Consider the following 23,908-nt stretch of genomic DNA (forward strand, 5'->3'; position numbering starts at 1 on the left):
TGCTTATTTTTAGCTATCCAAAATATTGATTTGTAAAATTACTTTATTAATTAGTAGTTTAGGGTTAACACATATCCCTCGTCTAATACGAGGGATTTTTTGCTGTTTAATATATACTTATCTATTCCTTATTTTGAGATCATTAATTCCATAATTAAATAACTGAATCATTTGGGTTTTCCTTTATGTCACCGAATCCAAAGCAAATAATTAAATTTAAAAATGATTATTTAATTGTTCCTAAATTAATGAATAATCATTTTTCACTATGACTTATGTCTTTGAATATTTTCCCATCCTTCATGATAACAATAAACTTCATTTTTGGTTGAGTCAGCAGCGACAAGTCCTTGAAAGGATCTCCGTCAACCAATATTAAATCTGCCAAAGCATTTTCCTCAACTACACCTAATTTACCTAAATAAGGACTTCTCAAACCAGACATTTGCAATAACTCGGCATTATCTTTTGTGATCATTTTTATTATTTCTGAATTTTCAAACCATTGCTGCAATCTTAAAATATAATGATTTTGTTGAGCGTTTAATTCCGGTTCAAACAAGAAATCAGTTCCCCATGCCAATTTTACACCTAATTTCTTTGCCATGGGCCAAACTTTGGCCTGTCCCTCCAGCACAGGTTTCCTTTTGGCTTTTCTTTCCTCACTCATGTCATCGGTATCACCCACCAAATTTTGAAGGCTTAACCAAATTTTTTTATCGGCAAGAATTTTAAGTGTTTCTTCATCTAACATTTGCCCATGTTCAACGCATTTCACACCCGCATTAATTGCTCGCTGTACAGCCTTCGGGGTATACGCATGAACCGTCACATAAGTTCCCCAATCTTCAGCAGCTTCTACAGCCGCTTTCATTTCATCAAAGGTGTATTGAGTTACATCAATAGGGTCATATGCCGAGGAAGTGCCGCCACCTGCCATTAGCTTTATCTGGCTTGCACCAAATCTCAAATTCTCTCTAACAGCTGTAAGTATTTCATCACGACCGTCAGCAATAAAAGTAGCTCCAAATCTTTCAGCCCGAGAAACCACCCCCGTAAAACGTCTAGAAGGTTCAGACGCCGAACGGAAGTCTCCGTGTCCAGAGGTTTGGCTTATTGTTGCTCCGGAGGGCCATATCCTAGGTCCTATCAATTTTCCATTGTCTATGGCTAACTTAAGAGGAAATATTGGCCCTCCAGCGTCACGGACACTTGTAAAACCTCTCATTAGCATTTTTTCCGAAGAAGAGCCAATTTTTTCAATAACAAACTCTTCAGAAAGGTCATTTGTCATCATTTCTCCCATGGTTAAAGATCCAAAAACTAAATGAACGTGAACATCAATGAGCCCTGGAATTAATGTTTTCCCCTTTCCTTGGATAATTAAAGAATTATTACCATTTTCAGGAATCTTGCTACGACTAATTTTTTTTATGGTATTTCCTTCAATTAAAACGTTAAAAGGTCCTGATAAAGCGCCCTTCTCATAATCGTATAAATTAACATTTTCAAATAATACATTTGCATGTTGTGAAAATGCTGGATAGATATTAATTATCAGGAATAAAGTTATAATAATTGCTTTCATAAAGTTAAGTTTTAGATGGCTTACGCAGGAATCCTGCTGTCAGGAATAATATAATAAAATTCACATTTTAAATCAATTATTTGATTAAAATTCATTTAAAGCGATTTTTTTATAAAAAGACTTTTAGAATTATTACTTATATTTTTAATTCTGATCTTTTAACTCTAAAATCAGCCTTATAAATGAACAATACTACTATAAAAATATTTAAGAAGTATGAGGGCTATAAACTTTATTGACAAATTAATAGTATTACCATAATGACCATAGAAAATAATGTTAAGATGATAAATGCATAGAAAAATAATCTTACTGTCCTATTTTCTCTATCCACTTCAAAGCCTGCGGACCAAAAATATTCTTTCAATTTGCATAGGTAATAGTTAAATTTTGAGCCAATTCTATCAAAGTATTTCATTGATTATTTTTATATTATCTCCACTAACAATTGATATTCAATATTTATTGAGGTATGTAAATTGGGCCAAAATTAAATGAACTATCTAACAAAGAATATACCTACCCTTAGGTATATTCAAAAAGGATTACTAACTGGATAACGATACACAATCGAATTTATCTAACCTAAAAGTAAGAAAATGCTTGTGTGATTTAGTTCGAATTAAAAGAACTCATTTTTAATGATTCGTTTTCTAATTTGTATTTTCAATTCTTTATATATAATTTAGATTACTAGCTTGAATTAAAATTTAATATTAAAATATTATTTAACTATCACTAGCTATCGAATCCCTGGTCAAATTTAAGTTGTGACTTCTTAAATAGACTAGGGATTCAAATATGTTCTTATTTAGAAGAATTTCCAAAATATCAAATGGCTCCTATGCACAATGGATAAAACAATTTCTAAACAAATTATTAATATTTTTGTAGTATTAATAAGTAAATAAAAAAACAGTTAGAATTTAATGCCACCATTCTAAAGAAATGGTGGCAATTTTTATCAAAACAGTTTTCTTTGGTACAGAAGAAAAAACTCTACATAAAAAGAATTTCATACATACCAACTTCCTTCAAAATGATAATTTATCATTTACTTTCGAGAAATTCTAATATCTTAATTTCTTTACCGTCACTTGGAAAATAATATTTCATCATAAAAATAATATTTCATTAAGCAGATTATTTATTCCCCACCTTTATTATTTATTCATGTATTATAAAATTCCCCAACCTAACTAAATATTGAACCCTTCCAGAAAAAACAATATTGAATTAATAATTTCACTTTTATCCTCATCATCTCCACAGGAAAATAAGCTCATCGAAAGATGGGCTTTTTTTGTGGGCCGCAGGGATGAGAAATTGTGAGGGGCGGGTTCGACCCGTAGGGGTTTCAGGGATGAATGCGGGGTAGCGGGGCTGAAACAATCCCTTCGGATTAAATGTAACCCTTAATTTTTATAACCTAAAGCTTAAATAGATTTTATTTTTTGTGATCCATCCAAATCTTGAATAATCAATTTACAATTGATTAAATAGCGTTATTAAACTTTTACGAGCCAAATTTCTATATTCCATTAATAAAATGCTCCCTTTATTTCCTGCAACATTTAAAATTCCAATCTGATTTGATATCACAAACTCAATCATTTCTATTCCATTAGGATTAATACAATATGGTTTCTTAAACTTGTTTAAAAAATTGATAGTAGAGGCAGTTCCTTTGGATGCTATATTTCCAAATATTACTGTTCCATCGGAACTTTTAACATTATATCGAGTGCGTTTAGCCCACATACCAGAATCTAATTCTTCCAAATCATATAATTCTTTGAACTCAGGCTTTGGTCCTTCCTCTGTCATGAAACCTGGAGGCATGAATCCACCGGTCGAAATACCATGTAACTTTGCAAGTGATAATCCTAATTCATCAATACCTGTTTGACCACCTGAAATGACTTTAAACAACATGATTTTCATATTTAATATTTTATGGTAAAAGAAAAACATATTATACTACGATTGGTTAGAGTTTTTCATTATTATGAAAAAATTGTAGAAGCTTAAGAACTATTTTTAGTCTTACAACAGAAAAGCTCATCCCCCGATGAGCTTTTGTATTTGGAATTCAAGGAAGAAAACTTTCTTCCAATGAGTATAAAATTCAATGTTGGTAAGGATAAAAACTATTTATCCTACACACTACTGAAATTAATTCAAAATTTCTGGATTAGTAAATTCAGCAACATAGACCTGACTTAAATAATTTTTGATTTTTTCACCGTATTCTTCCATTGGAATATCGAAGAAATTAATTCGGTCTTCAAAAACAATTAGATGTTCATTTCTCCTGAAAACATGCTCATTGTTCCTTTTAATTGCCAACTTATCAAGTAAGGTTCTAGCCTTTAAAGAACGACCGCCGATAAACATTGAAACCTTCGTATACTCAAAAACAATATTTACAGCAATAACGGAATCATTAATAGTAAAATCGTAAACTAAAAAGTTTTTATTATAAACCCATTGTTTTACATTATCCGCCTCAAAACCGACATGATTCTTAACTTGATTTAGAGTACGCAGTAATGCCTCACTTAATTTTCTTTTTTCAATTTCTAATTCATTAAGCTCCTGTTCATTCTCCACTAAAAAAGAGAACATTTCTTTATTTATTTCTTCCATTTTATAATGACTTTCTATAGTTTGAATAAAATCTAGTAAATAGTTTAAATATATTTTATTTGCTTTTAGGCTGTAATATCCAATATTGGCTTTTATTTTATCAAAAAACTCTTCGTATGTTATACTGATAAAACTACCTACAACACTTTCTTTTTTTAGCGAGAGTACAATATGGATGTTCTTATCTTTTTTAAATTTTCTATTTACCTCCTTCTCATATAGCAAAAGATCATTATTAAGATGATGGAATAATTTATTCTCAATATTTATACAAAAATTCTCTCCAAGAATTATTAAATCTATTCTTTTCCTCTCATCAATTACATATTCTCTATAATAATTGACAACGTTCAAATTCATAGCATCAATTGATTCTAATTTAATAGTCTGCAAAAGAGATTTTAATAATAAATCCTGCAATCCATGTTTTCCATTTGTATTTAGAAAAAATGCCAAGATATTACTTGAGACATTCTCTAAATTTGGAAAGCCAGAAATATCCAGATAGGTTGGAAGAACTTCTTCTAATTTGCCAATTCTATTAAATTTCTTTAAAAGACGCTCTAAATTTTTTATTTGATCTACATCCATTTGATCCTTTTTTTAAGATATTATTTTTTGAAATTACGACTATCAAACAATGAAAGATTCAAATATTCCTTGATGTAAATTTTAACAATTACATTCAAAAATATTCCAAAACAATCATGTTGAAATTAACTTATGACTTGAAATTGATTGGTTGTTAATAATTAATATGAAACAAAATTCAATAAAATATTTTTTATTGAATTACGGCAAACCGTAAAATCCTATTTTACTCGAATAATTTAGTAATTATAGCTCGACAGAAGTAATGAATGAATGATCAGAGATACATTTACCTCAATTATTCCAAAGAATTAAACTTTAAATAATTGAGTGAATCCCTTCTAAAACCTCAATTACATTAATAAAAACTTAATGTTTTTCAATATACTTCTTAATTGCATCAACATAATTCTCAAAAGTCAAGATCCGATGCGTATCATCTATGATTAATTGCTCCACCTCAGGGCCTATTTTCATTTGGGAATGATCAATGACTTCATCTCGATTACTCTGAAGAAGAAAACAATGGTCTATTTCCTTTATTTTCTCCAAACTCTTTTCAAGTTTCTCCGGAAAGGGAAAACTGGCAATCCTGTTAGAAAAGTCTAATAAGGGATTAAGGAGGACTAATTTAATTTTCACTCCAGAGACTTTTAACCTTTCTCGTAATTGGTATGCAAAATTTCCGCCTGTGGAATCACCTATAAGGACAAGTTCCTCTTTGTCCTTGTAGAGTGACCATAAATCAGTTAATAGTCCAGATATATCAGTATCATTCCTCCATTCTACACAAAAACAACTGTGGCTACTATCAAAGGCATTATTAATCAGCTTAAATTTTCTAGATTCCTTATTGGATCCCAAACCATGAAAATATAATAAATCAATCATGAGTAATTTTCTTGTTAGTGAATAGAACTTTAATTACACAAAGGGGCAAAACAAATATTAACCAAGGCAAGGCATAGATCAATTGTATTGAAAATTTTATCAATTTATTGACCATTCGAAATACTGAATTATTCATGCTTACCAACTTTTAATTTCCCCAAAAGTAGATTAATAGACCATAGAATAGAATGTTCAATTCTAGCTTTAAATGCCGGTATTTTATTTTAAATGGACCTTTATAAAAACTTTGAAGCGATGTATTGGAATAGAAATCTATTTGAGGAAAATAATGCTTCGGCTTACCGTAGGTTATTACAAATAATTCAGTGAGAACTGTATAGACCAATTGAATGAAATTTCCAATAAACCAAATAAGCAGTCGATAATTATTTCTCCTATAATATCTTTCCTGCAATGGAATTAATACTTTGTCAAGAATAAGTTTAGGAAAATATTCCAGGAATTTAATCTTATAATAAATGTAGTATGAAATAACCATAGTCGTTTTTTTTAACATAATACGACGAGTGGCACAAAAATTTCAATAACTGTGATATTTATTAAGTATTCTTTTAGATAGCACGATTAAACAGTGTAAAATGATAAACATTTTTTACTTGAATTTAGCTCAATTCATTAATCAGCAAGATTCTTCACCAATATCAATAAAGCGATCAAGAAGCACAATGGCACAAAATATCTATTATCATTTCTTGAGAATGTCGTGTTTTTCACTTTCTTAAAAAGGCCGACATAATTAAAATCACCTATTACACGCAATAAAAACACGACCATTACTAACCAAAGTATACCACTCGAAATTGTGTCAGAAACTAAATCCAGACTTGGTAGGTACAGGAGAAAAATCAAAAACAAGAAACCAAGTCCCACAACAAGGCAAGGCATGAACCCAGGCTCAAACAATAGAGTTCCTTTTTCAGTTACCGGCACACTTTCGGTTTTTCCTACGGTTCCTCCAAAAGCCCAATACAAATGAAACAGGGAGATAATTAAGAAGATAATGGTTAAGACGATCAAAATTGTTAAAAGCATGCTATTCATTATTATAAAATCTAATTAAAGACAATATTAAAATACGATTTTTCCACATCATAATTAAAAGGATTTTTGATAACAGAAATCACGAAATGCTGGGCAATAAATTGATTCAGAGAAATTGTTATAGGTCATAAAAGATTTACCCAAAATTATCCTTATTTATTAATAAATTAGTTCGTCGGTAGACCTTTCACACTATAATTATGAAAACACTAAAAATCACATCCACTATTATAGGTTTTGCAGCATTTCTATTAACCCTAATTTCCTGCAAGAAAGATCAAACCGTACAAGAAACTCCATCAGACCTGATCAGCAAGCTAGAAATCATCAAACTCCAAGCATCCACTGGATTTGGTAATACCGTAGATTTAAAGTATGATGAAAAAAGCAGGTTAATTGGATATGGCTTAGAGAAGTTTTCCTATAACGCTCAAGGAAAGGTTGAAAAAAGATCATTAACCGATGAAAGCAATAAATTAATCCGTGAGTACGGATACATTTGGGATACAGATGGAAGATTGGCAGAAGTTCGTTTAAACTATTATTATCAGGACAATCAACCGGCAGCGACAGATATCGCCAAAGACAAACCTGTTATTGCCAAATTTGAATACCTGGAAAATCAACGTAACCCAAGTGAATTGACATGGAAAACCATTGTGACTGGATACGCTGCGGGGAGAATTACTACAACTTTATCCGCTGAAAAAACCATGAAATATTACTATGAATCCGACAATCTTCAAAAAGCAATATATTCCGGCAGCAATGACTTTTTTCCGAGCACCGGAGGCTCAAATAATTTTGAAGATATTGAAGCCCATATCTTCTTTAAACCTGGAGATAAAGCCCATTTCTTAAATAAATTATATAATCAACTGGGATTCAATCCTATCGAGCTATCAGACATTATTACGGCCAAACAACCTATTCAAAGCATCACGTATGTTTTTAAAGAGAAAAACGTAGCAGTCCAACCAGACTGGGAAAAAGCAAGTTCTTATGAGCTTGCTTACGATAACCTTTCCCGCCCAACCATGGTTTCTATCAATCAGAATATCATAGGCCTTTCCAGCATATTCCCTGATTTCAATAAATTAACATTGATCTACAAGATAACCTATTAAACTGATGACCTCTTACCCTTTCAAAGAAGGGTAATTCTTAAATTAGAATCACCTACTTAATTTTTCTCCAAATATCCATACTTTTACCCTATGGCCGAGAAAAACCCCTATCTCATCTATCTGCGCGTTATCGCGACGATATTTGTGGTACTTATTCATGCTTCCACTGGTTTCCTCAATCGTATAGACACCAATGCCTTTGATTGGAATTATGCCAATTGGATCAATGCGGCTACACGATGTTCAGTGCCTATCTTCGTTATTATTTCTGGGACCTTATTAATTCCAAAAGATGAGGACACATGGACTTTTTACAAAAAACGCCTTCCTAAAATCATCTATCCCTTTCTATTCTGGACAATTATTTATCTAATCTATTATTTCTACCGATACACGAAATTTGACCAATTATCCAATGAAAAGATATGGTCCATCATCGTAGATAAGCTTTTGCACGGAGCCAATGCGCATCTATGGTATCTATACATGATCATCGGCGCCTATTTGGCCATTCCATTTTTGAGAAAGATCCTGATCCATTCCACGACTCGGGAAATAGAATGGTTCCTTGTGCTCTGGCTCCTATCCTCTTGCTTCATGAGCAAACCCCTTTACTCCTACATGCCGAAATTCGACCTCACCTTCTTTTCTGGTTATATTGGCTATTTGGTATTAGGGTATTACTTCAGCATCAAAACTTTCAAATTCAGCAACAGACAGATAGTTTGGGCCTTAACCTATCTTTTGATGATCGCTATCGCAGGCTTTGGAACCAATCTGCTCAATCAAAACGCAAGCAAACTGAATACCTTTTTCTATAACTACCTTTTCATTTCAACAGCTTTGGCAGCAGCCGGCTTATTCCTGTGGGTAAAGGAAAGCATGCAAGATCTAAAGGTCCCAAAATGGGTATCAATTACCGACAAGTATAGCTTTGGAATTTATCTTGCCCATATCATACCGCTGAATTACTTCCATCCCATTATCGCAAAACAGGTGGGAACAGTCTGGCTGATTCCATTAGCAACCATTTGTACCATAATAGCTTCAATTATCATAACCTTTGTTCTCAGGAAGATACCTTATGGTAAATATATTAGCGGGTAGACTGATTTCCACCTCAAAATCTTTCACTCACATCAAAACTATTAATTATCTTTAAAACATATTACACACTAAATTATAATCAATTATAATAGCCAAAACATAGGCTACCCTTTAAACATTTACCGATATATAAGCTACAACTTATGAATTAAAATATCATAAGCCCACAATACCTAAATAACCAATCAGAACCATGAAAAATCATAACAGCTTAATACTCCTAATCATTTCGATCATGATTACCTGTTCAGCAAAACCATCCTATTCACAGGGACAGAAATTCATTTACGCAGAAGCAGTTGGTTCTGGTTTACTGGCTAGTATTAATTTTGACAGGCGGTTCCAGAAAGATTCCAGAGAAGGAATGGGATTCAAAGCTGGAATAGGAACCGGTTCATTAATAGGGTTTTGGGACTCTAAATTAAACATTCCATTAGGAATAAACTATGTCAAAGGCAAAAACAGATCAGCCTTTTTATTCGGTGCCAACCTTACAACGACCCTAGTGGATGAAAATGCATACGAAAAATCGGGCGTTATTTTAGTCCCTTCCTTGGATATTGGCTATAGATTCAGGCCATTGAAAAAAGGATTCGCTTTTCAGGCAACAATTAATCCTTGTTATGTACAGGATTCTGGGCTATCATTGGTTGGAGGTGTAGGATTAGGCTATGCATGGTAATTTCACTATTCCATCCCTCCTTCCCTAACTACTTTCCATGGTCACGAATACCTTACTGAAATCCTTTTTAGCCAAATCACTTTTATGGATCACAAAAAACAGGTCACCGGCATCGCCCCATTGAAAACTCCCCTTGGACCCCACTAATAGCAAGGTAACCCAATCCTGAGGCTCTCCTTTCCTGGCCAAGGCTGCCTGTAATTCTGGAGACTCATGTTGTGTAAAACCATAGGCATTCATGGCATGGTCAAATCCATGCAGATCTAGCACTGGTTTTTCAAATGGTTCATACAGGTCATAGGTAAAATCATATTGATCTTTTAAAGATTCTGCCTTTCCTTCAAAAAGATAATTATTGACATAACTCGCATAAAAAGAAGGAGCGGAAACCGTCAGGAATGCATCAGCCTTATTGGCTTGGTATTCCCCATCCATGAGTTCAAAGAAATCTCCCTCCACAAAATCAAATCTATTTCCAGAAGCCAGATCCTTATTGTCTTCTACATAAATGACCTTTCCGATATCCTGATCTTCAGATCCAAAAAACTGAAAACTCTTAAAAAAGAAAAACAAAGTCCCTGTTCGCGGTAAATAATCCTGTAGAGCCGCAATCCTTTCACAATTGATTTGCGCTATGAATTCATAGTTTAATTCTTGCTCTCTATAATCAGAATAGAAAGTTGGATATGGAATATTTTCAGGCAAATCAGGTTGTCCACCAAACCGATGATTTCCGACTTCAGCATAATCTTCTTCGCTGGTCAATTTAAATCCTACACTTCGCTTTACCAAGGAAACTAATGCCTCCTTATATTCAGATAAATCATTCGTGTCAATAATTTTCTCTACAGGTGAAATCAATAGTTTATTATGTTCAGCTTTATACATCGATTCATCCCATTTGACCGTTCCTCCTCCATCGGCACCTGGATATGTCGTATCCAGGAGTCGTTTTATTTCCTCCATGGTCAGACCTAAGCCTTTAAAGGAATTATAGGCAAAAGGAAGATTTTCCAAGGGATTAAAACTTGCCTTAATGGTTCTCAGATTAGGCTGTTGAAGTAGCGATTCGGGAAGAGTTTTGAGAAGGTTATTTTCGATGTCCAAATATTCTAACCAAGGCATTTGAATGTCTGCAGGAATACTTTCGATCTTATTCTTCCCTAACAGGACATATTCCAGTCTAGGCATTTTCCAAAATCCATCAGGTAGGGTGTTTAGCTCACAGTCAATAATACTCAGTCGATCCAATTGCATTAGTTTGGCAAAGGATTCTGGGAGGCTGCTAATCACAGCTTGATTTACGGTTATCTGTTTTAAGTTTTTTAATTCGGCGATTCTTTCTCCAAAATCAGCAAAAGGCAATTTATCCTTATCCCAATAATTCCCAATTCTTTGAATGATTAGGTACTCCAAATTTTCAAACGAATAAATACTTTCAGGCAAGGTGCTGAAAGTTGGATTGGTAATTTCCAGTAGCCGAATGGTTTGAGGATCTGCACCTTCGGTTTCCTCCAAACTCTTAAATTTATAGTCATTCCAATCTAAACTTGCTGGGTCAAACTCCAATGCCGCTTCCAAAGGAAAACTAGGAGAAGGATCACCGTATCGGTTTTTTAAATCCCCCTTAATTAAAACCCAACCCTTCTTATATTCAATGGTACCATAAAAAAACAGCAAATATTCCAATCCATTCTTACGGAAATAGGTATAATCCTCAGGATTTTTATCCTCTTCATAAGAACATATTCCAGTTGGAACGCCATCCTTAAAAATTTTTGAAGCCTCAAAATCAATTGATATAATCCCATCATCGGAAAAATCATTCAGCAAACCCTTCTTCTTATCAGACTCCACATCCTGACTCAGGATGCTGATCTCTGTATATAAGGTTTTACTTAACTTTCCAATTACCCATTTCGTTTTCTTTGCTTGAATAGTATATTCTTGACCATCAATCTTAAAATACGGTTGCTTAATTTGATCGTTTTCCATAGTGATATACAATTAGGATATTGCAAACCTAATATAATCAATTTCGCTAGAATTTAACCACCACCTTAAAAAACATGGAAAACTCATGAGTATATTTATATTGTTTCGATAACAGTATAGATTTAAAACAACAATTTATTCCAATTGAAATTTATTTTCCCTTTACCAAATAGATTGACAAGCTTTTACTTATGAAAGCTATATATTCTCCATCTCTCAACGGGACAAGCAATATCTCTTACCTAAAAAACTGAGTGGGACCGCCTTTCCATTAGCAGGATAAATGCTGATGAATAAATTTACCTCCACCTCTATGCCCAATTGCCATTTGACAGCACAATTTCCCGAACATGAACATCTGAAATGCAATATTGGTACTTGATAGGTAATATTGGTAGCAATCTCCGTAATCTGTATACCTAATTAGTAAGCTACTATTAAGAACTTTGTTTGCATATATCAATGGAATACAGATGAAAACAAACATGCTATACTGTTTTATACTAAGCATTTTCCTATCCTCAATCTCCTGTACAAGAGCTGAAGAGTCTGTTACCTCCAAAGAGCAAACTTTATCAGGAAACCAGGACTCCTTAGGAAATAAAAATATATTGATCGTCTATTTATCAAGAACAAAAAACACAAAGGTCTTGGCAGAAATTATCCAACAAAAAACTGCCGGTGGAATAGTAGAAATTGAAATTGAAACACCTTACCCAGAGTATTATCAAACCATGGTCGATCAGGTAGCTGAAGAAAACAGAACAGGCTATTTACCCCCGCTTAAAACAAACATCCAAAATCTGGAATCTTACGACATCATTTTTGTAGGTTTTCCAACATGGGGTATGCAGCTTCCCCCTCCAATAAAAAGCTTTCTTTCGAAATACGATTTAAAAGGCAAAACTATTATTCCCTTCAACACGAATGCCGGATATGGAATTGGCACCAGCCTGGCTACTATCAAACAATTAGCTACAAACAGCAGAATCGTTGATGGATATTCCACTCAAGGTGGTAAAGAACGCGATGGGATTTTCTTCGTCATGGAAGGATCCAAAGCAGAACAGGTTGATAAAGATGTTGAGATTTGGCTGACTAAAATAGGATTGCATAGGTAAAGAATTGCCTTATTCTCGCAATAGGAATAAACTATAATCAATTCATTGATGAGAAAAGTTTTTGGCTCTCCATAAAATTTGGTGAGCCTTTTCTTTTTAATTAGGATTTGTGCTATCCAAAAAACCCTGGTTAAGTCCTTAAATAATTAGGAAACCATCTTTTTACAAACATTTAACCAAAGGTTAGAACGAAAATAGAAATAGTGCTAAAAAACACGCATTGACTACTGCAAACCCAACCTTACAATTATTTCATAATCCCTTAACCTGTAATTGTCATTTTCCTTAATCTGCCTCTCTAAATTCATATAAACAAAAACTAATTGATTATGAAAACTTTACTATGCTGCAGCCTTTTACTGCTACTTTCTTCTTTTGCCTCAGCACAAGAAGACTCTGAAAAAGTTGAAATCGCCATTATCAACGATTCTACGACATTAAAAATTCAGGACACCCTAATCGTTAATATTCCTGCATCCTATGAATTTACAACGATTGAAGAACAGAAAAGGAATCTTGGTTTGGGGAGGCTCAAGCAAATTGGGGATATTGGAGGCGCGCTTGGTTACGGTATAGCCATGATGGGCACAGATCTATCTTCACTCCAGTCGGGCATTAAAATAGTAGGTGCTTCCAGTATCATAACTTCAGCAGGAATGACATCAGATGCCATTGATGATTTAAATGTGTCAAAGAAATCAAAGAGTATCATTGGCAAAAAACTTTTCATTACAGAGCTCCATAAATACCCGATAAGTGCTATTGATCACGGCTATTTTGCCATCACAAAAATGCTTAAGTCGAAGAAAAAATACAAGATCTATCTTGTCCCAGCACTATATTCCAAAGAGGTAATCACCATGCCTGAACTGAGGAGATTAACACAGTAAATTGTTCTCCATTTATCAGCGGAAAGATTGTATTGGACGATCAAGGATTTCCAATACAATCTTTATGAGCAAATTATTCCCTAACCAGATTCAGTTTATCTGGAAGGTTTGTTTTTGAAACTTCATCTAAAATAATCTCATCATCTGAAACGAAGGTCACACCATAAATAGCTTCAAGCCCTGTAGATCGCAAGGTCAATAGATAGTCCCCATAGTTATAATTGCCCTTTAGACTTAATGGTTTAGGGACATCCACGTTCATTTCAAAGGATTGGTCACTTTTCAGGTTAATAAATATTGCTGGTTTATCATTATCTATGACCCATCGGCCAACAATATTTTCCAGGTGCAATTCAGGCTCTTCAGAACAGCTTATCACGCACAAGGAAACCAACAATGCTATTAAAATTCTTTTCATGATTTTTGGATCTTATTTCTTTAAATAGTCAGAATCAAAAATAAATTTAATTAATTATAATTATCAAATTTTATTTCAAATACTATATAAAAACAAAGGTATGGGCTAAGCTCGTAAAGGAATTTTCCTTAGTTCTTCTTGAATAATTCTTCTGTCAGGATATTGTTATCCTTTTGAATTTTATAGAAAACCTTTTCATCTTCATGCCCCATACCTTCCAATCATATTTTTCAAAATATTTAGCATTTCCAACCTTAAGGATTGAGGTTCCATAACGACCAATTGTTCTCTATTTGACAAAAGTGCCTGTATAAAATCATAGGTAGGTCGAATAAATACTTCAAAATCCGTATAGCCCTCACACTCTTCAACTATTTCTTGGGAATGGTGTAATGGAACATCCTTTAGATAGGCGTTCTGAGGCCAAAATGCCCTAATTTTTATGAGTTCTGGTTCACCTTCATTAATTACGCCATAACTATGCGCAAAATAATCTTTGGGATTTATATTAATATTTTTCTTTACAATTTTTGGATCTTTTTCAGATTCTATTTTTAATTCTTGAATTCTTTCAAAGGCATATACCCTTTCTTTGTAATCTGCACAGTTCACACCTACAACATACCATCGCTGACCGCACAATCGCACAAAAACCGGATAAAATGAAACCTCTTTTGCATCCTTATAATGGGACTTATAAATCATTCTCATGATTTTTTTACCTTCAATACATTCCAGTATAGGTTCAAGAAGATCGGCTGCTGGAGGTGCGGGATCCATGACCACAAAGGATTTATCCCTAATTTCCTTAGATAGATTCCCTAACCGGAAACTTGTCAGTTCCCAACTTAGAAACCGATCATTTAAGATTTCTTCTTTATTTTCTATCTCATACCGATTGCCTAAACTCCTATTACATTTTATTTGGACCTGATATTGTGATTCAGCCATTCTCCTATACCTATTGAAAGTTCTTTCGGATAACTCATCCTGATCAGGATTACAACTAGCATACAACCATTTTGCCTGAATTTCCTGTAGATTCAATGGCTTTCTCTGCAAGGTATCCAACAACCAAAGACAAAATTTATTTTTATGATTCACGTTATTCTATTTAAATAATCCGATGATAAATCCACTGATATCCTTACTGGTGTTAAACATTAGCTTCACTGCCAAAATTCCTAAAATCAATAAAACGATATTAAAGGCCCATGCCCAGTCGGTATATAAGAATATATCTTCAGGTCCCAAAGACCCATATATGATTAATAATAAATAAATCGCTGGCCCAATAGAACCACTGATCATTAAAATGAAGATTATTACCGTCAATATTTTACCCATGACCTTATTTTATAATGAATAAAATAATATGTTTGACCATGGCCTGAGTAAAAATAAAAGCCAAATAGGCGATTATCATTATGATCAGTCCCACAACAATAGCTGAATATTCTATGGAATATTGCTGGTATAAAGCATACCAATAAAGGACAATCCAATAACCAGGTATCAAGCAGAGCAGTAAAGCAGCATAGGTAGCAATGGTTTCTTTTTCATTTGCCGCCGCACCTACTTCTACATCAGCAATCTCAGTTTCATTTTTTTCTAAATTTGTCTGTTCCATTTTTAAATTGATTTGATAATGGTCCAAACATAAAACACAAAACCGCCAAAAGTTGGCGGTTCAAAATTGCTTAAACCAGATCCGAATATTTTCAACACGACTGAAAAATATAAAAGGAATATGAACGCTCCTTACGGAATTCCGTAAGAACGGAATCTTTCATTCCATTTTCCCTCTTTACTGGTACGATTTTCGCTTCTCTCTGCAATGTCACACTATATTATTATGAAAAGGAAAATATTATTTGGAGCTGTATTAGCTGTTTTTACACTATTAAATTTAGGTTGCAGCAAAGATGAAGGCGTTTCTGGAGAATTAGGAAACAATTATCTAAAAGTCAAGGTTGATGGCGTTGAAAAAATCTTCGCGAATGTGAGTGCGAATTGGGTTGAAGGCGGAAATTATCTGATGATAACTGCGATGGACCAAGGTAAAGAGTCTTTAATGATCAATGTGATGTCTGAGTCCACTCGTGTACCTGCAGGCGAATATCATTTAGATGGCGGATCAGGGTTTAAATTGTTGATAGCTCATAATACCACAAATGAATCTGGGCAAGTAAATTCAACCGCAACTGATGATACCGTGGCTCCCGAAGATTCATTTGACCTAAAAATTGACAAGATCAACAACAATGAGGTTGAAGGTACTTTTTCTGGCGTTTTAGTGCGTACCCAAGGCTTAGTGACCTTAGCTACACTTAAACTGACGGAAGGCTCCTTTAAAACTTCTATAAAGCCTAATTAGTAATTAACGGTTAAAAAAAATATCATGATGGTCGGAAAAATTCTGACCATTTTTTTGTTCGAATTTGACCTTTCCCTTCGACTTTCCTTTTACCCATGTTCGACCCATATTCGGAAATTTCAAAATATGTCTCGAATAAGACCAAAAGAAGGTCCGAAAGAATTGATAAAATTTTGTCCAAATATTAGATAGTTCATTCCATAAATTTCCGGCATTTTGCCATTCGGCCCAATATTGCCCCTCATTTTGTTAGTTCTTTTTTGTCTGAGTTTTGCTTTTATGACAACCCTAAAAAACACTATTACCTTAAACGCCCCATTTAACGGAACAATATTATTAACAGGAACAAAAAAAGACACTCAAATAAATCAATAAACACTTCGCTAATTATTCCTTTAACTGTAGTAAATTAACTAATATTGCGAAAAATTATCTCGACATGAATAAAAAAATACTTTTTATATCATTGCTTACCTTGTGCACAATGAATGCTTCTGCGCAGCACCGAAAATTAGCCTTCTTTGAGCTGGGAGGTTCCAGCATATTTGGATCGGCTAACTACGACATGAGATTTTCAAGGAATGTCAATGATGGATGGGGAGCTAGGCTTGGTTTTGGGGGAACTTTTGGCGCATTTGACACTGACAGAATCTACACGGCACCTATAGGCATTAACTATATCTATGGAGAGGGCAATAATGGTCTACTGATTGGTGCAAATTCTGTTTTTGCATTTAATGGAGAAGGTGAAAAGAAACCCAGTGACTTCAAATCTGTTATTTTTTCGGCTGATATAGGTTACAGATATTCTCCCAAGGATAATGGATTGAGCTTTCAGGCGACCTATACGCCTTTATTCAATACCATTGATGGAAATATGCCTTTCTGGATCGGAGCTGGAATTGGATATTCCTGGAAATAAGGGAGTGAAGATTTATAATTTTTCAATCGAAGATTAACTCCATTTTCTTGTCTTGACGAAGGAAGGTTCTAGGGATAAATGCACAGCTTCAACATCAAAAACAACATTATGAGAATTGGCGAGCTATTTTAAAGTTTCGGTCCCCCCTTTTTGTTATGTTGAGGAACGAAACATCTCAGGGCTATACCTACTTATTACCTAATCAGGAAAAAAAGCATTGGCGAACGGTTCCTGCACCTGAAGTGCAGGACGACAGGGTCGTAGGTCAAAATTAATAAGTTAACGTTTTTTTTGTGTCATGCTGAGGAACGAAGCATCTCGGAACGATGCAGATCTTCATTCTACAACAGCCCTTATGGAATTGGCGAACAGTCCTTCAATCGAAGATTGAAGTAGTCAAAGCCATTATGGGGAGAACCGTAAAGATTCTTCATTGATTGTACAGAATCAAAATCCGCTAAAGAGGGATTCAGAGTGAAACGAAGAATCTATTTCTTGTTTTTTAGAATTTTTGTCATCTTGAGCAAAGCGAAAGAACTGTTTTCTGTCTTCAAAAAGATATATTGAAAAATATTTCACCCACGCTGTGGGTTGGCCACTGCACACATCCAATTTCTACAAATATTCCATCCCCGCTAGGGGTTCCCAATTTATACAAACAATCATCTTTCCGCAGGAAGTCCTTTAGCAACCGGCTCATTTCCTTGGCGGAAAAGTGGAAAGAATGCCGGAGGCTTGTAATCTTCATTCGTAACAATTCTATTTACTTAACAATTTCATAATCAATTCTCTCGAAATTTTCTCTCCCAATGGGGTAAATTAGGTAAACCTAAACAAACCCAACATCTCATGGATAACCGCAGAGAATTTTTAAGGAAAGTAATTATGCTTTCAGGGGCGACAGGAATGGTGAATGTAATTCCTTCCGCTATTCAAAAAGCAATGGCCATCGATCCCGATCCTGGGAGTACCTTTCTAGATGCTGAGCACATTGTGATATTAATGCAGGAAAACCGCTCTTTCGACCATGCCTTCGGCTCTCTTTCTGGGGTCAGAGGTTTCAATGATCCGAGAGCAGTGCTACTTCCAAACAAAAATCCTGTTTGGTTCCAAACAGATCTCGCAGGTAAAACCTATGCTCCTTTTCGCTTGAATATCAAAGAAAGTAAAAGTACATGGATTGGTGATCTACCACATTCTAGAGCAAGTCAGGTCGATGCCTATAATCTTGGGAAATATGACAAGTGGTTGCTCTCAAAACGCTCCAGCAACAAGAGATATGCAGATATGCCTTTGACTTTAGGCCATTACAATCGTGAGGACCTCTCCTTCAATTATGCCATGGCAGATGCCTTCACCATTTGTGACCAAAACTTCTGTTCGGCCATGACCAGTACAACCCCTAACCGTTCTTTTTTCTGGACTGGAAAAATCATGAGTACCCAAGACGGATTGCCAAAAGCAAACATCCGGAATGAGGACTATTCCTATGGACAGGAGACCTGGAAAACATTCCCTGAATTACTTGAGGACAATGGCATTTCTTGGGGATTTTATCAAAATGAATTGAGCAGTGTGGGTGGGTTTAAAGGAGAAGAGCGTTCTTGGCTTAGTAATTTCGGATGTAACCTGCTTGAATTTTTTGAAGCTTATCAGGTAAAATTCAATGATCGCTATGTAGCAGGCCTAAAAAACAGGATAGAAACCCTACCAGGTGAAATCAATAAACTTCAAGAAGAAAGTCCATCTTCGCAAGAACGGGCAAAGAAAGTCCAAGCCAGCATCCGAGATAAGCAAAAAGCATTGGATGATGCCATTGCAGAATTGGAAAAATGGAGCAAAACTAATTTTGAAAAACTGACTCCAAAACAGAAAAGTCTATATAAACGTGCATTTATTACCAATGAAGGAGATCCTGATTATAGGAACCTTGATACATTGACCTATCAGGACAAGAATACCCAAAGAGAACTAGCGGTGCCAAAAGGGAATTTACTTTATCAGTTCCAAGAGGATGTCCAAGCTGGAAAGTTACCTACAGTTTCTTGGCTGGCCGGACCACAGAATTTTTCGGATCATCCTAGTGCTCCTTGGTATGGAGCTTGGTATGTTTCTGAAATCTTGGATATCCTGACCAAGAACCCTGAAGTATGGAAGAAAACCATTTTTATTGTCACTTACGATGAAAATGATGGATATTATGATCACATCCCTCCTTTTAGCATTCCTGACAATAACAAACCCGAAACGGGTAAAGTTTCCCAAGGGATTGAAACTGAAGAGGAATTTGTTAGGTTGAGCAATGAATTAAAACAAGGGATTCCAGAGAAACAAGCAAGAGAGGGAGCGGTAGGCCTAGGGTTTCGTGTTCCCATGATCATTGCATCACCTTGGAGCCGTGGTGGAAAGGTATGTTCGCAGGTGTTTGATCACACCTCGACCCTACAATTTCTGGAGCATTTTGTTAATAAAAAATTCAATAAAAATATTCATTTTGATAATATAGGGAACTGGAGGAGAACGATTTGTGGAAATTTGACCTCAGCTTTCTCCCCTTTCAATCCAAAAGAGAAAAGTATCAGTTTCTTAAATCGGAATCCATTTATTGAAAGCATATACAGCGCGAAATTCAAAGAAGATCCAGGGAACTTCCATGAGATCAGCGATCAAGATATCCAAGAAGCTCTTAAAACGGGAAATTATTCCAAATTGATGTCCCAGCAAGAACCTGGAAAAAGAATCTCAACAGCTCTGCCCTACCAGTTAAACGCTGACCTGGAATTACTGGATAAACAGCGAATCCGCATTACGATGAAGGCTGACAACAAAATATTTGCCGATCATGCTGCCGGTTCAGCATTTACTGTTTATGCTCCGGATAATTTTACAGAAAACGGAAAGCAAGAAAGATGTAGAAACTGGTTTTTTGCTGTTAAAGCTGGCGATGAAATCCAATATGAGTGGCCTATCTCAGCTTTTGATTCCGGAAAATACCGCTTACATCTACACGGTCCAAATGGATTCTTTAGGGAATTCGCCGGTACGGCACAAGATCCGAAAATTCAGGCCCAAGTTTCAGGAGAATTGAAACGAATGACGAAAGCAGCTACTGAAAATATTAGCCTAAGGATAAAAAACAAGGGTTCTTCAACTTTACAGATCAGTGTGAAAGATATGAGCTATAAAAAAGGCGTCCTATTTGAAAAGAGTATTCCAGCGAACGCAGAGGAGAATTTGAGCATCGATTTGACTGGAAGTTCAGGTTGGTATGATTTCATTTTAACTACACAAGGAAATAAAGATTTTTATCAAAGATTTGCAGGAAGAGTGGAAACCGGCAAAGAGAGCATAACAGATCCGTTGATCAATCGGGTATGATAAATTAAGAAAGGCTTTTCTGTCATGGAAAAGCCTTTCTTATTCTCAATCTATTTCATCATGGATTCTATCATCAAGGTCAACATCTGTTCATTTTCAGCATCAACTGTAAAATCTGAATAGACGATCCTCCCCTGCTGATCAATGATAAAGTTAGTAGGTGCAGCGACTATTTGATAATCTCTTTTAATTTCTTTACTTGCTCCCAAAGGGGTAAAACTAAAGCCTGTATTGTCTAAAAAGGATTTGATGAGCTTATCTTGTTCCCTATAGATATTGATTCCTAAGTATTGGAACTTATCGCGATCGAAGCCCTTAATTGCATTTTCAAAGTGCGGCATCTCTCCTCTGCAAGGCCCACAAGCAGGATACCAAAAAGTCAGTAAAGTTACTTTCCCCTTTAGATCTTCCAAGGTAACTTTCTTTTCGGAATCGAATGAATCAAGAGAAAAAGGCTTGGCATTCTCTGCCTGCTTCATGACATGTTGATAAACATCAGTATCCACTACCTGATTGCTCTTATTCAATTTTGCGCCATATCTATAAATGGCTTCCTGATTGGCTAATGAAGGTTTATGCGCCTGAAGAATAATTAAACTATCATATGCTGCTTGGGTCTCTTTGTTCGCGTCTAACGCCAAAGCCTTCTTCAGCATCAGTAAGCTCCCTAAGTCATTACCATTCAATGTTCTATATTGAATATTGATGATCTGTTCTTTTGCTTCTGCAAATTGACCAGCTTTCATTCTAGCATCAGATTCTTTGAGGCTTTGCGCTAATGAGAGTTTTTCAGCTAATCCTAAATTAGCTTCTCCCTTATCCTTATAATTTGTTGCTAGTTCAATGGCCTTATCGTACTGTTCGGTCTTTATATAAGAATCAACCAGTCGCACCACTGCTACCAAAAAAACCAGACTTTCATTGTCTGGAAACAGTTTTAACATACGTTCACCGGACTGGATTTTATCAGCATCATCTTTTAAAACTATTCCGGCAATATTAAATATGGTAATGGATTGTTCAGAATCAGGGTATTTATCGATAAATTCATTGGCCTTTACCTTAAACTCATCTGCATCATCAGAAAACAGGAACACATACCTGGCCTTTAGATCAAGGCTTTCTGGATTAGCTTGGACAGCTTCTTGAATATACCTGATTTCATCTTCTTTGTTTCCTTTGAAGGCTGCATCACTTGCCAGATTTTCCCAGTTCTCTACATTTTTTGGATCGATTTCTGCCGCTTTTAACAAGTATTGCATTCTTTTGGGATTGAAATCACCTAATTTTTTGGCAATTGCAATTGGAAAGGTTGCAGAATTTGGGAATTTAGCTATTAATTTGATGTACTCAATTTCTGCCTGTTCAGGCTTAGCAAATCCCGCAAGATACTCTTCATGCAGCTCCATACTATCTGGATGAGCAAGTACCGCAGCCTGAAGATCTGCCATTTCCTTGGCAGAATATAAATACTCTTCTCCCGTTTGGGCATTTAGCTTTGCCAAACATGCCATGAAAATAATGAATAGGCAAGTGCTATGAATAAGTCTGATTTTCATTATAGGTCCGATTTTTAGTATTTATTCTGTTCAATTTTTCCATTACTAGCTTCTATATCCGAAACCGGAATTGGAGCTGCCCAACGTCTTGAGTCCTTGGATAACGTATAATCCTGTTTAGGCTGATCATTATTGACAACTGAGTTATTATACGGATAGAAGGATTTTTTCATAATGATATCATCTGAGGAAATCTCATTATGATTATATCGACGGACATCAATCCATCTTTGGGAAAAAGGCATTTCACGTCTTCTTTCATCAGAAACCTTTTTAATTGCATCTTCCTTATTTGAAGCTGTTAAATTGACCCAAGGTCCCGCAAGCATTCTTTTAGAACGTAAAGTATTTAATGTTTCCATGGCAGCAGCTGCATTTCCTAAATGGGCTTGGGCTTCCGATTTTGTTAAGAGCATCTCCGCAACAGTTGGTCCTGAGGGAATTCGATCTTTATAAAAAAATACATAGCCAGGATAATCATAGGATGGCTTTAACATCCCTCTATCATAAGAGTAACCTTTAACGATGTTGTATTTATAGCGTAGATCATTTTTTTGGTCATATAAAGCCAATAATTCGGGACTAGGTACATACCAATAACTGGGATTGGAAAGCATCCTAAAATATAGGAACTCCTTCCATCCGATCATATCGGTATATTCTACTTGATTATTATGGGTATAGGGATATTGAATCGTAAAAGATTTCTGATTTGCTGTACCTGCATCCAGTGTTACAGTTTTAGGAATTCCAAAACGCATTTGGGAATTATAATCCACAAGGATACTATAACCCGATAGAGCATCATTAGCATATTGTAGAGATTTGGCATAATCATTCCTGTTCAACCAATACCTTGCTGCAAATGCATTTACTGCAGTCTTATTGGCTCGCCAATGTACTGCTCTCCCACTTTGGACCAATGGCGTATTGATCTTTAAGGCCTCAGCAAGATCACTTTCAATCTGCGCATAGGTATTTGCCAAAGATTGACGTTCGCTATTTTCCTCAAAACTGATGGTCAATTTTATGGGCAATCCGAGCTCATTTGCATTGGCCTCGGTATAAGGTAAACAATAGGTATTTGCCAATTGCCATAAGCTATAAGCCCTAATAAAGTGAGCTTCAGCTTTCATGTTGTTTTTCTGTTCAGCAGTTCCACCCGAAACTTGGTCAAGATAGGTCAAAACAGTATTAGCATAAAAAACCTTTTTATACTCGGCAGTCCAGAAATCATCACCAGTATTTGTTGGCAAAAAGTTGCTATCCCAAAGACCGTATTTAACTGCTGTGATGGATACAACCGAAGGATCGGCATCATAAATGCCCGTACTTAGAAAATAATCATCAGAACTAAAGACCGCAGTCATGTTTAGATCTTGGGCAAATACCTCGCTATAGTTATTTAACAACTGGTTTAACTGATCAAAGGTCTTGATTTCCAATTCCGAGGTTTTGCTTGGAGGTTCATTTAAGAAATCATCAATTTTACTACATGAAGTTAATAACAGGGAAGATATGATCGATATCGTAAATATTCTTTTTTTCATT

20 protein-coding genes are annotated in these 23,908 nt (G+C 35.2%); 8 read left to right on the forward strand and 12 right to left on the reverse strand.

Annotated features, from left to right (window positions below; all coding sequences use genetic code 11):
• Positions 1-256 precede the first annotated feature (256 nt).
• The 5 genes from ACWIB3_RS11945 to ACWIB3_RS11965 form a co-directional block, all read right to left on the reverse strand.
• Positions 257-1,588, reverse strand: a complete 1,332-nt coding sequence (locus ACWIB3_RS11945; RefSeq protein WP_185211765.1) for a metal-dependent hydrolase family protein — start codon at positions 1,586-1,588, stop codon at positions 257-259.
• Positions 1,589-3,073: 1,485 nt separating this feature from the next.
• Positions 3,074-3,532 (reverse strand): YpsA SLOG family protein, encoded by a 459-nt coding sequence (locus ACWIB3_RS11950; RefSeq protein ID WP_185211764.1) that lies wholly within the window; start codon positions 3,530-3,532, stop codon positions 3,074-3,076.
• A gap of 231 nt (positions 3,533-3,763) precedes the next feature.
• A complete protein-coding gene (locus tag ACWIB3_RS11955) occupies positions 3,764-4,828 on the reverse strand; it encodes a PD-(D/E)XK nuclease family protein (protein ID WP_454291676.1) in 1,065 nt (354 codons plus the stop codon).
• 369 nt (positions 4,829-5,197) lie between these two features.
• Positions 5,198-5,719 (reverse strand): YqiA/YcfP family alpha/beta fold hydrolase, encoded by a 522-nt coding sequence (locus tag ACWIB3_RS11960; RefSeq protein WP_454291677.1) that lies wholly within the window; start codon positions 5,717-5,719, stop codon positions 5,198-5,200.
• A 636-nt stretch (positions 5,720-6,355) separates the two neighbouring features.
• Positions 6,356-6,772, reverse strand: a complete 417-nt coding sequence (locus tag ACWIB3_RS11965) for a DUF3995 domain-containing protein (protein WP_454291678.1) — start codon at positions 6,770-6,772, stop codon at positions 6,356-6,358.
• Between the two features lie 209 nt (positions 6,773-6,981).
• On the opposite strand from ACWIB3_RS11965, the gene ACWIB3_RS11970 reads away from it, so the two are divergent.
• The 3 genes from ACWIB3_RS11970 to ACWIB3_RS11980 all read left to right on the forward strand — a co-directional run bounded on the left by ACWIB3_RS11970 (position 6,982) and on the right by ACWIB3_RS11980 (position 9,697).
• The gene (locus ACWIB3_RS11970; RefSeq protein ID WP_454291679.1) at positions 6,982-7,908 is read left to right on the forward strand and encodes a hypothetical protein; all 927 of its coding nucleotides are present in this window, start codon (positions 6,982-6,984) and stop codon (positions 7,906-7,908) included.
• Between the two features lie 90 nt (positions 7,909-7,998).
• Positions 7,999-9,015: an acyltransferase gene (locus tag ACWIB3_RS11975; protein ID WP_454291680.1), complete on the forward strand. Its 1,017-nt coding sequence runs from the start codon at positions 7,999-8,001 to the stop codon at positions 9,013-9,015.
• Between the two features lie 193 nt (positions 9,016-9,208).
• The gene (locus tag ACWIB3_RS11980; protein WP_454291681.1) at positions 9,209-9,697 is read left to right on the forward strand and encodes a hypothetical protein; all 489 of its coding nucleotides are present in this window, start codon (positions 9,209-9,211) and stop codon (positions 9,695-9,697) included.
• A gap of 24 nt (positions 9,698-9,721) precedes the next feature.
• Here the strand turns inward: ACWIB3_RS11980 and ACWIB3_RS11985 are convergent, their stop codons facing one another.
• Positions 9,722-11,692, reverse strand: coding sequence for a DUF1963 domain-containing protein (locus tag ACWIB3_RS11985; protein ID WP_454291682.1), 1,971 nt, complete (start codon positions 11,690-11,692; stop codon positions 9,722-9,724).
• A gap of 611 nt (positions 11,693-12,303) precedes the next feature.
• Here ACWIB3_RS11985 and ACWIB3_RS11990 point away from each other — a divergent pair.
• Together ACWIB3_RS11990 and ACWIB3_RS11995 are read left to right on the forward strand one after the other, a co-directional pair.
• A complete protein-coding gene (locus ACWIB3_RS11990; RefSeq protein ID WP_454291722.1) occupies positions 12,304-12,813 on the forward strand; it encodes a flavodoxin in 510 nt (169 codons plus the stop codon).
• A gap of 329 nt (positions 12,814-13,142) precedes the next feature.
• A complete protein-coding gene (locus tag ACWIB3_RS11995; RefSeq protein ID WP_454291683.1) occupies positions 13,143-13,703 on the forward strand; it encodes a hypothetical protein in 561 nt (186 codons plus the stop codon).
• Positions 13,704-13,776: 73 nt separating this feature from the next.
• On the opposite strand, the gene ACWIB3_RS12000 is transcribed toward ACWIB3_RS11995, so the two are convergent.
• The 4 genes from ACWIB3_RS12000 to ACWIB3_RS12015 all read right to left on the reverse strand — a co-directional run bounded on the left by ACWIB3_RS12000 (position 13,777) and on the right by ACWIB3_RS12015 (position 15,751).
• A complete protein-coding gene (locus tag ACWIB3_RS12000; RefSeq protein ID WP_454291684.1) occupies positions 13,777-14,121 on the reverse strand; it encodes a hypothetical protein in 345 nt (114 codons plus the stop codon).
• Positions 14,122-14,322: 201 nt separating this feature from the next.
• Positions 14,323-15,072 (reverse strand): helix-turn-helix transcriptional regulator, encoded by a 750-nt coding sequence (locus ACWIB3_RS12005; RefSeq protein ID WP_454291685.1) that lies wholly within the window; start codon positions 15,070-15,072, stop codon positions 14,323-14,325.
• Between the two features lie 159 nt (positions 15,073-15,231).
• On the reverse strand, positions 15,232-15,468 hold the full coding sequence (locus ACWIB3_RS12010; RefSeq protein WP_454291686.1) for a hypothetical protein: 237 nt from the start codon (positions 15,466-15,468) through the stop codon (positions 15,232-15,234).
• Positions 15,469-15,472: 4 nt separating this feature from the next.
• Positions 15,473-15,751, reverse strand: coding sequence for a hypothetical protein (locus ACWIB3_RS12015; RefSeq protein ID WP_454291687.1), 279 nt, complete (start codon positions 15,749-15,751; stop codon positions 15,473-15,475).
• 225 nt (positions 15,752-15,976) lie between these two features.
• Here ACWIB3_RS12015 and ACWIB3_RS12020 point away from each other — a divergent pair, with 225 nt between their 5' ends.
• From ACWIB3_RS12020 to ACWIB3_RS12030, 3 genes are all read left to right on the forward strand, one after another.
• On the forward strand, positions 15,977-16,498 hold the full coding sequence (locus ACWIB3_RS12020) for a hypothetical protein (protein ID WP_454291688.1): 522 nt from the start codon (positions 15,977-15,979) through the stop codon (positions 16,496-16,498).
• A gap of 439 nt (positions 16,499-16,937) precedes the next feature.
• Positions 16,938-17,420, forward strand: coding sequence for a hypothetical protein (locus tag ACWIB3_RS12025; RefSeq protein WP_454291689.1), 483 nt, complete (start codon positions 16,938-16,940; stop codon positions 17,418-17,420).
• An 849-nt stretch (positions 17,421-18,269) separates the two neighbouring features.
• On the forward strand, positions 18,270-20,798 hold the full coding sequence (locus ACWIB3_RS12030) for a phosphocholine-specific phospholipase C (RefSeq protein WP_454291690.1): 2,529 nt from the start codon (positions 18,270-18,272) through the stop codon (positions 20,796-20,798).
• A gap of 50 nt (positions 20,799-20,848) precedes the next feature.
• On the opposite strand, the gene ACWIB3_RS12035 is transcribed toward ACWIB3_RS12030, so the two are convergent.
• Positions 20,849-22,357 carry a redoxin domain-containing protein gene (locus ACWIB3_RS12035; protein ID WP_454291691.1) on the reverse strand — a complete coding sequence of 503 codons (1,509 nt, stop codon included), beginning with the start codon at positions 22,355-22,357 and terminating at the stop codon, positions 20,849-20,851.
• A gap of 14 nt (positions 22,358-22,371) precedes the next feature.
• Entirely contained in the window at positions 22,372-23,907 is a 1,536-nt protein-coding gene (locus ACWIB3_RS12040; protein WP_454291692.1) for a RagB/SusD family nutrient uptake outer membrane protein, read from the reverse strand.
• Position 23,908: the final 1 nt, after the last annotated feature.

Source organism: Sphingobacterium sp. NPDC055431, assembly GCF_053644255.1.

Bases quoted from the DNA above. Each gene is read 5' to 3' on its own strand.
- ACWIB3_RS11945 (WP_185211765.1), bottom strand. From the start codon at position 1,588: ATGAAAGCAATTATTATAACTTTATTCCTGATAATTAATATCTATCCA.
- ACWIB3_RS11950 (WP_185211764.1), bottom strand. From the start codon at position 3,532: ATGAAAATCATGTTGTTTAAAGTCATTTCAGGTGGTCAAACAGGTATT.
- ACWIB3_RS11955 (WP_454291676.1), bottom strand. From the start codon at position 4,828: ATGGATGTAGATCAAATAAAAAATTTAGAGCGTCTTTTAAAGAAATTT.
- ACWIB3_RS11960 (WP_454291677.1), bottom strand. From the start codon at position 5,719: ATGATTGATTTATTATATTTTCATGGTTTGGGATCCAATAAGGAATCT.
- ACWIB3_RS11965 (WP_454291678.1), bottom strand. From the start codon at position 6,772: ATGCTTTTAACAATTTTGATCGTCTTAACCATTATCTTCTTAATTATC.
- ACWIB3_RS11970 (WP_454291679.1), top strand. From the start codon at position 6,982: ATGAAAACACTAAAAATCACATCCACTATTATAGGTTTTGCAGCATTT.
- ACWIB3_RS11975 (WP_454291680.1), top strand. From the start codon at position 7,999: ATGGCCGAGAAAAACCCCTATCTCATCTATCTGCGCGTTATCGCGACG.
- ACWIB3_RS11980 (WP_454291681.1), top strand. From the start codon at position 9,209: ATGAAAAATCATAACAGCTTAATACTCCTAATCATTTCGATCATGATT.
- ACWIB3_RS11985 (WP_454291682.1), bottom strand. From the start codon at position 11,692: ATGGAAAACGATCAAATTAAGCAACCGTATTTTAAGATTGATGGTCAA.
- ACWIB3_RS11995 (WP_454291683.1), top strand. From the start codon at position 13,143: ATGAAAACTTTACTATGCTGCAGCCTTTTACTGCTACTTTCTTCTTTT.
- ACWIB3_RS12000 (WP_454291684.1), bottom strand. From the start codon at position 14,121: ATGAAAAGAATTTTAATAGCATTGTTGGTTTCCTTGTGCGTGATAAGC.
- ACWIB3_RS12005 (WP_454291685.1), bottom strand. From the start codon at position 15,072: ATGGCTGAATCACAATATCAGGTCCAAATAAAATGTAATAGGAGTTTA.
- ACWIB3_RS12010 (WP_454291686.1), bottom strand. From the start codon at position 15,468: ATGGGTAAAATATTGACGGTAATAATCTTCATTTTAATGATCAGTGGT.
- ACWIB3_RS12015 (WP_454291687.1), bottom strand. From the start codon at position 15,751: ATGGAACAGACAAATTTAGAAAAAAATGAAACTGAGATTGCTGATGTA.
- ACWIB3_RS12020 (WP_454291688.1), top strand. From the start codon at position 15,977: ATGAAAAGGAAAATATTATTTGGAGCTGTATTAGCTGTTTTTACACTA.
- ACWIB3_RS12025 (WP_454291689.1), top strand. From the start codon at position 16,938: ATGAATAAAAAAATACTTTTTATATCATTGCTTACCTTGTGCACAATG.
- ACWIB3_RS12030 (WP_454291690.1), top strand. From the start codon at position 18,270: ATGGATAACCGCAGAGAATTTTTAAGGAAAGTAATTATGCTTTCAGGG.
- ACWIB3_RS12035 (WP_454291691.1), bottom strand. From the start codon at position 22,357: ATGAAAATCAGACTTATTCATAGCACTTGCCTATTCATTATTTTCATG.
- ACWIB3_RS12040 (WP_454291692.1), bottom strand. From the start codon at position 23,907: ATGAAAAAAAGAATATTTACGATATCGATCATATCTTCCCTGTTATTA.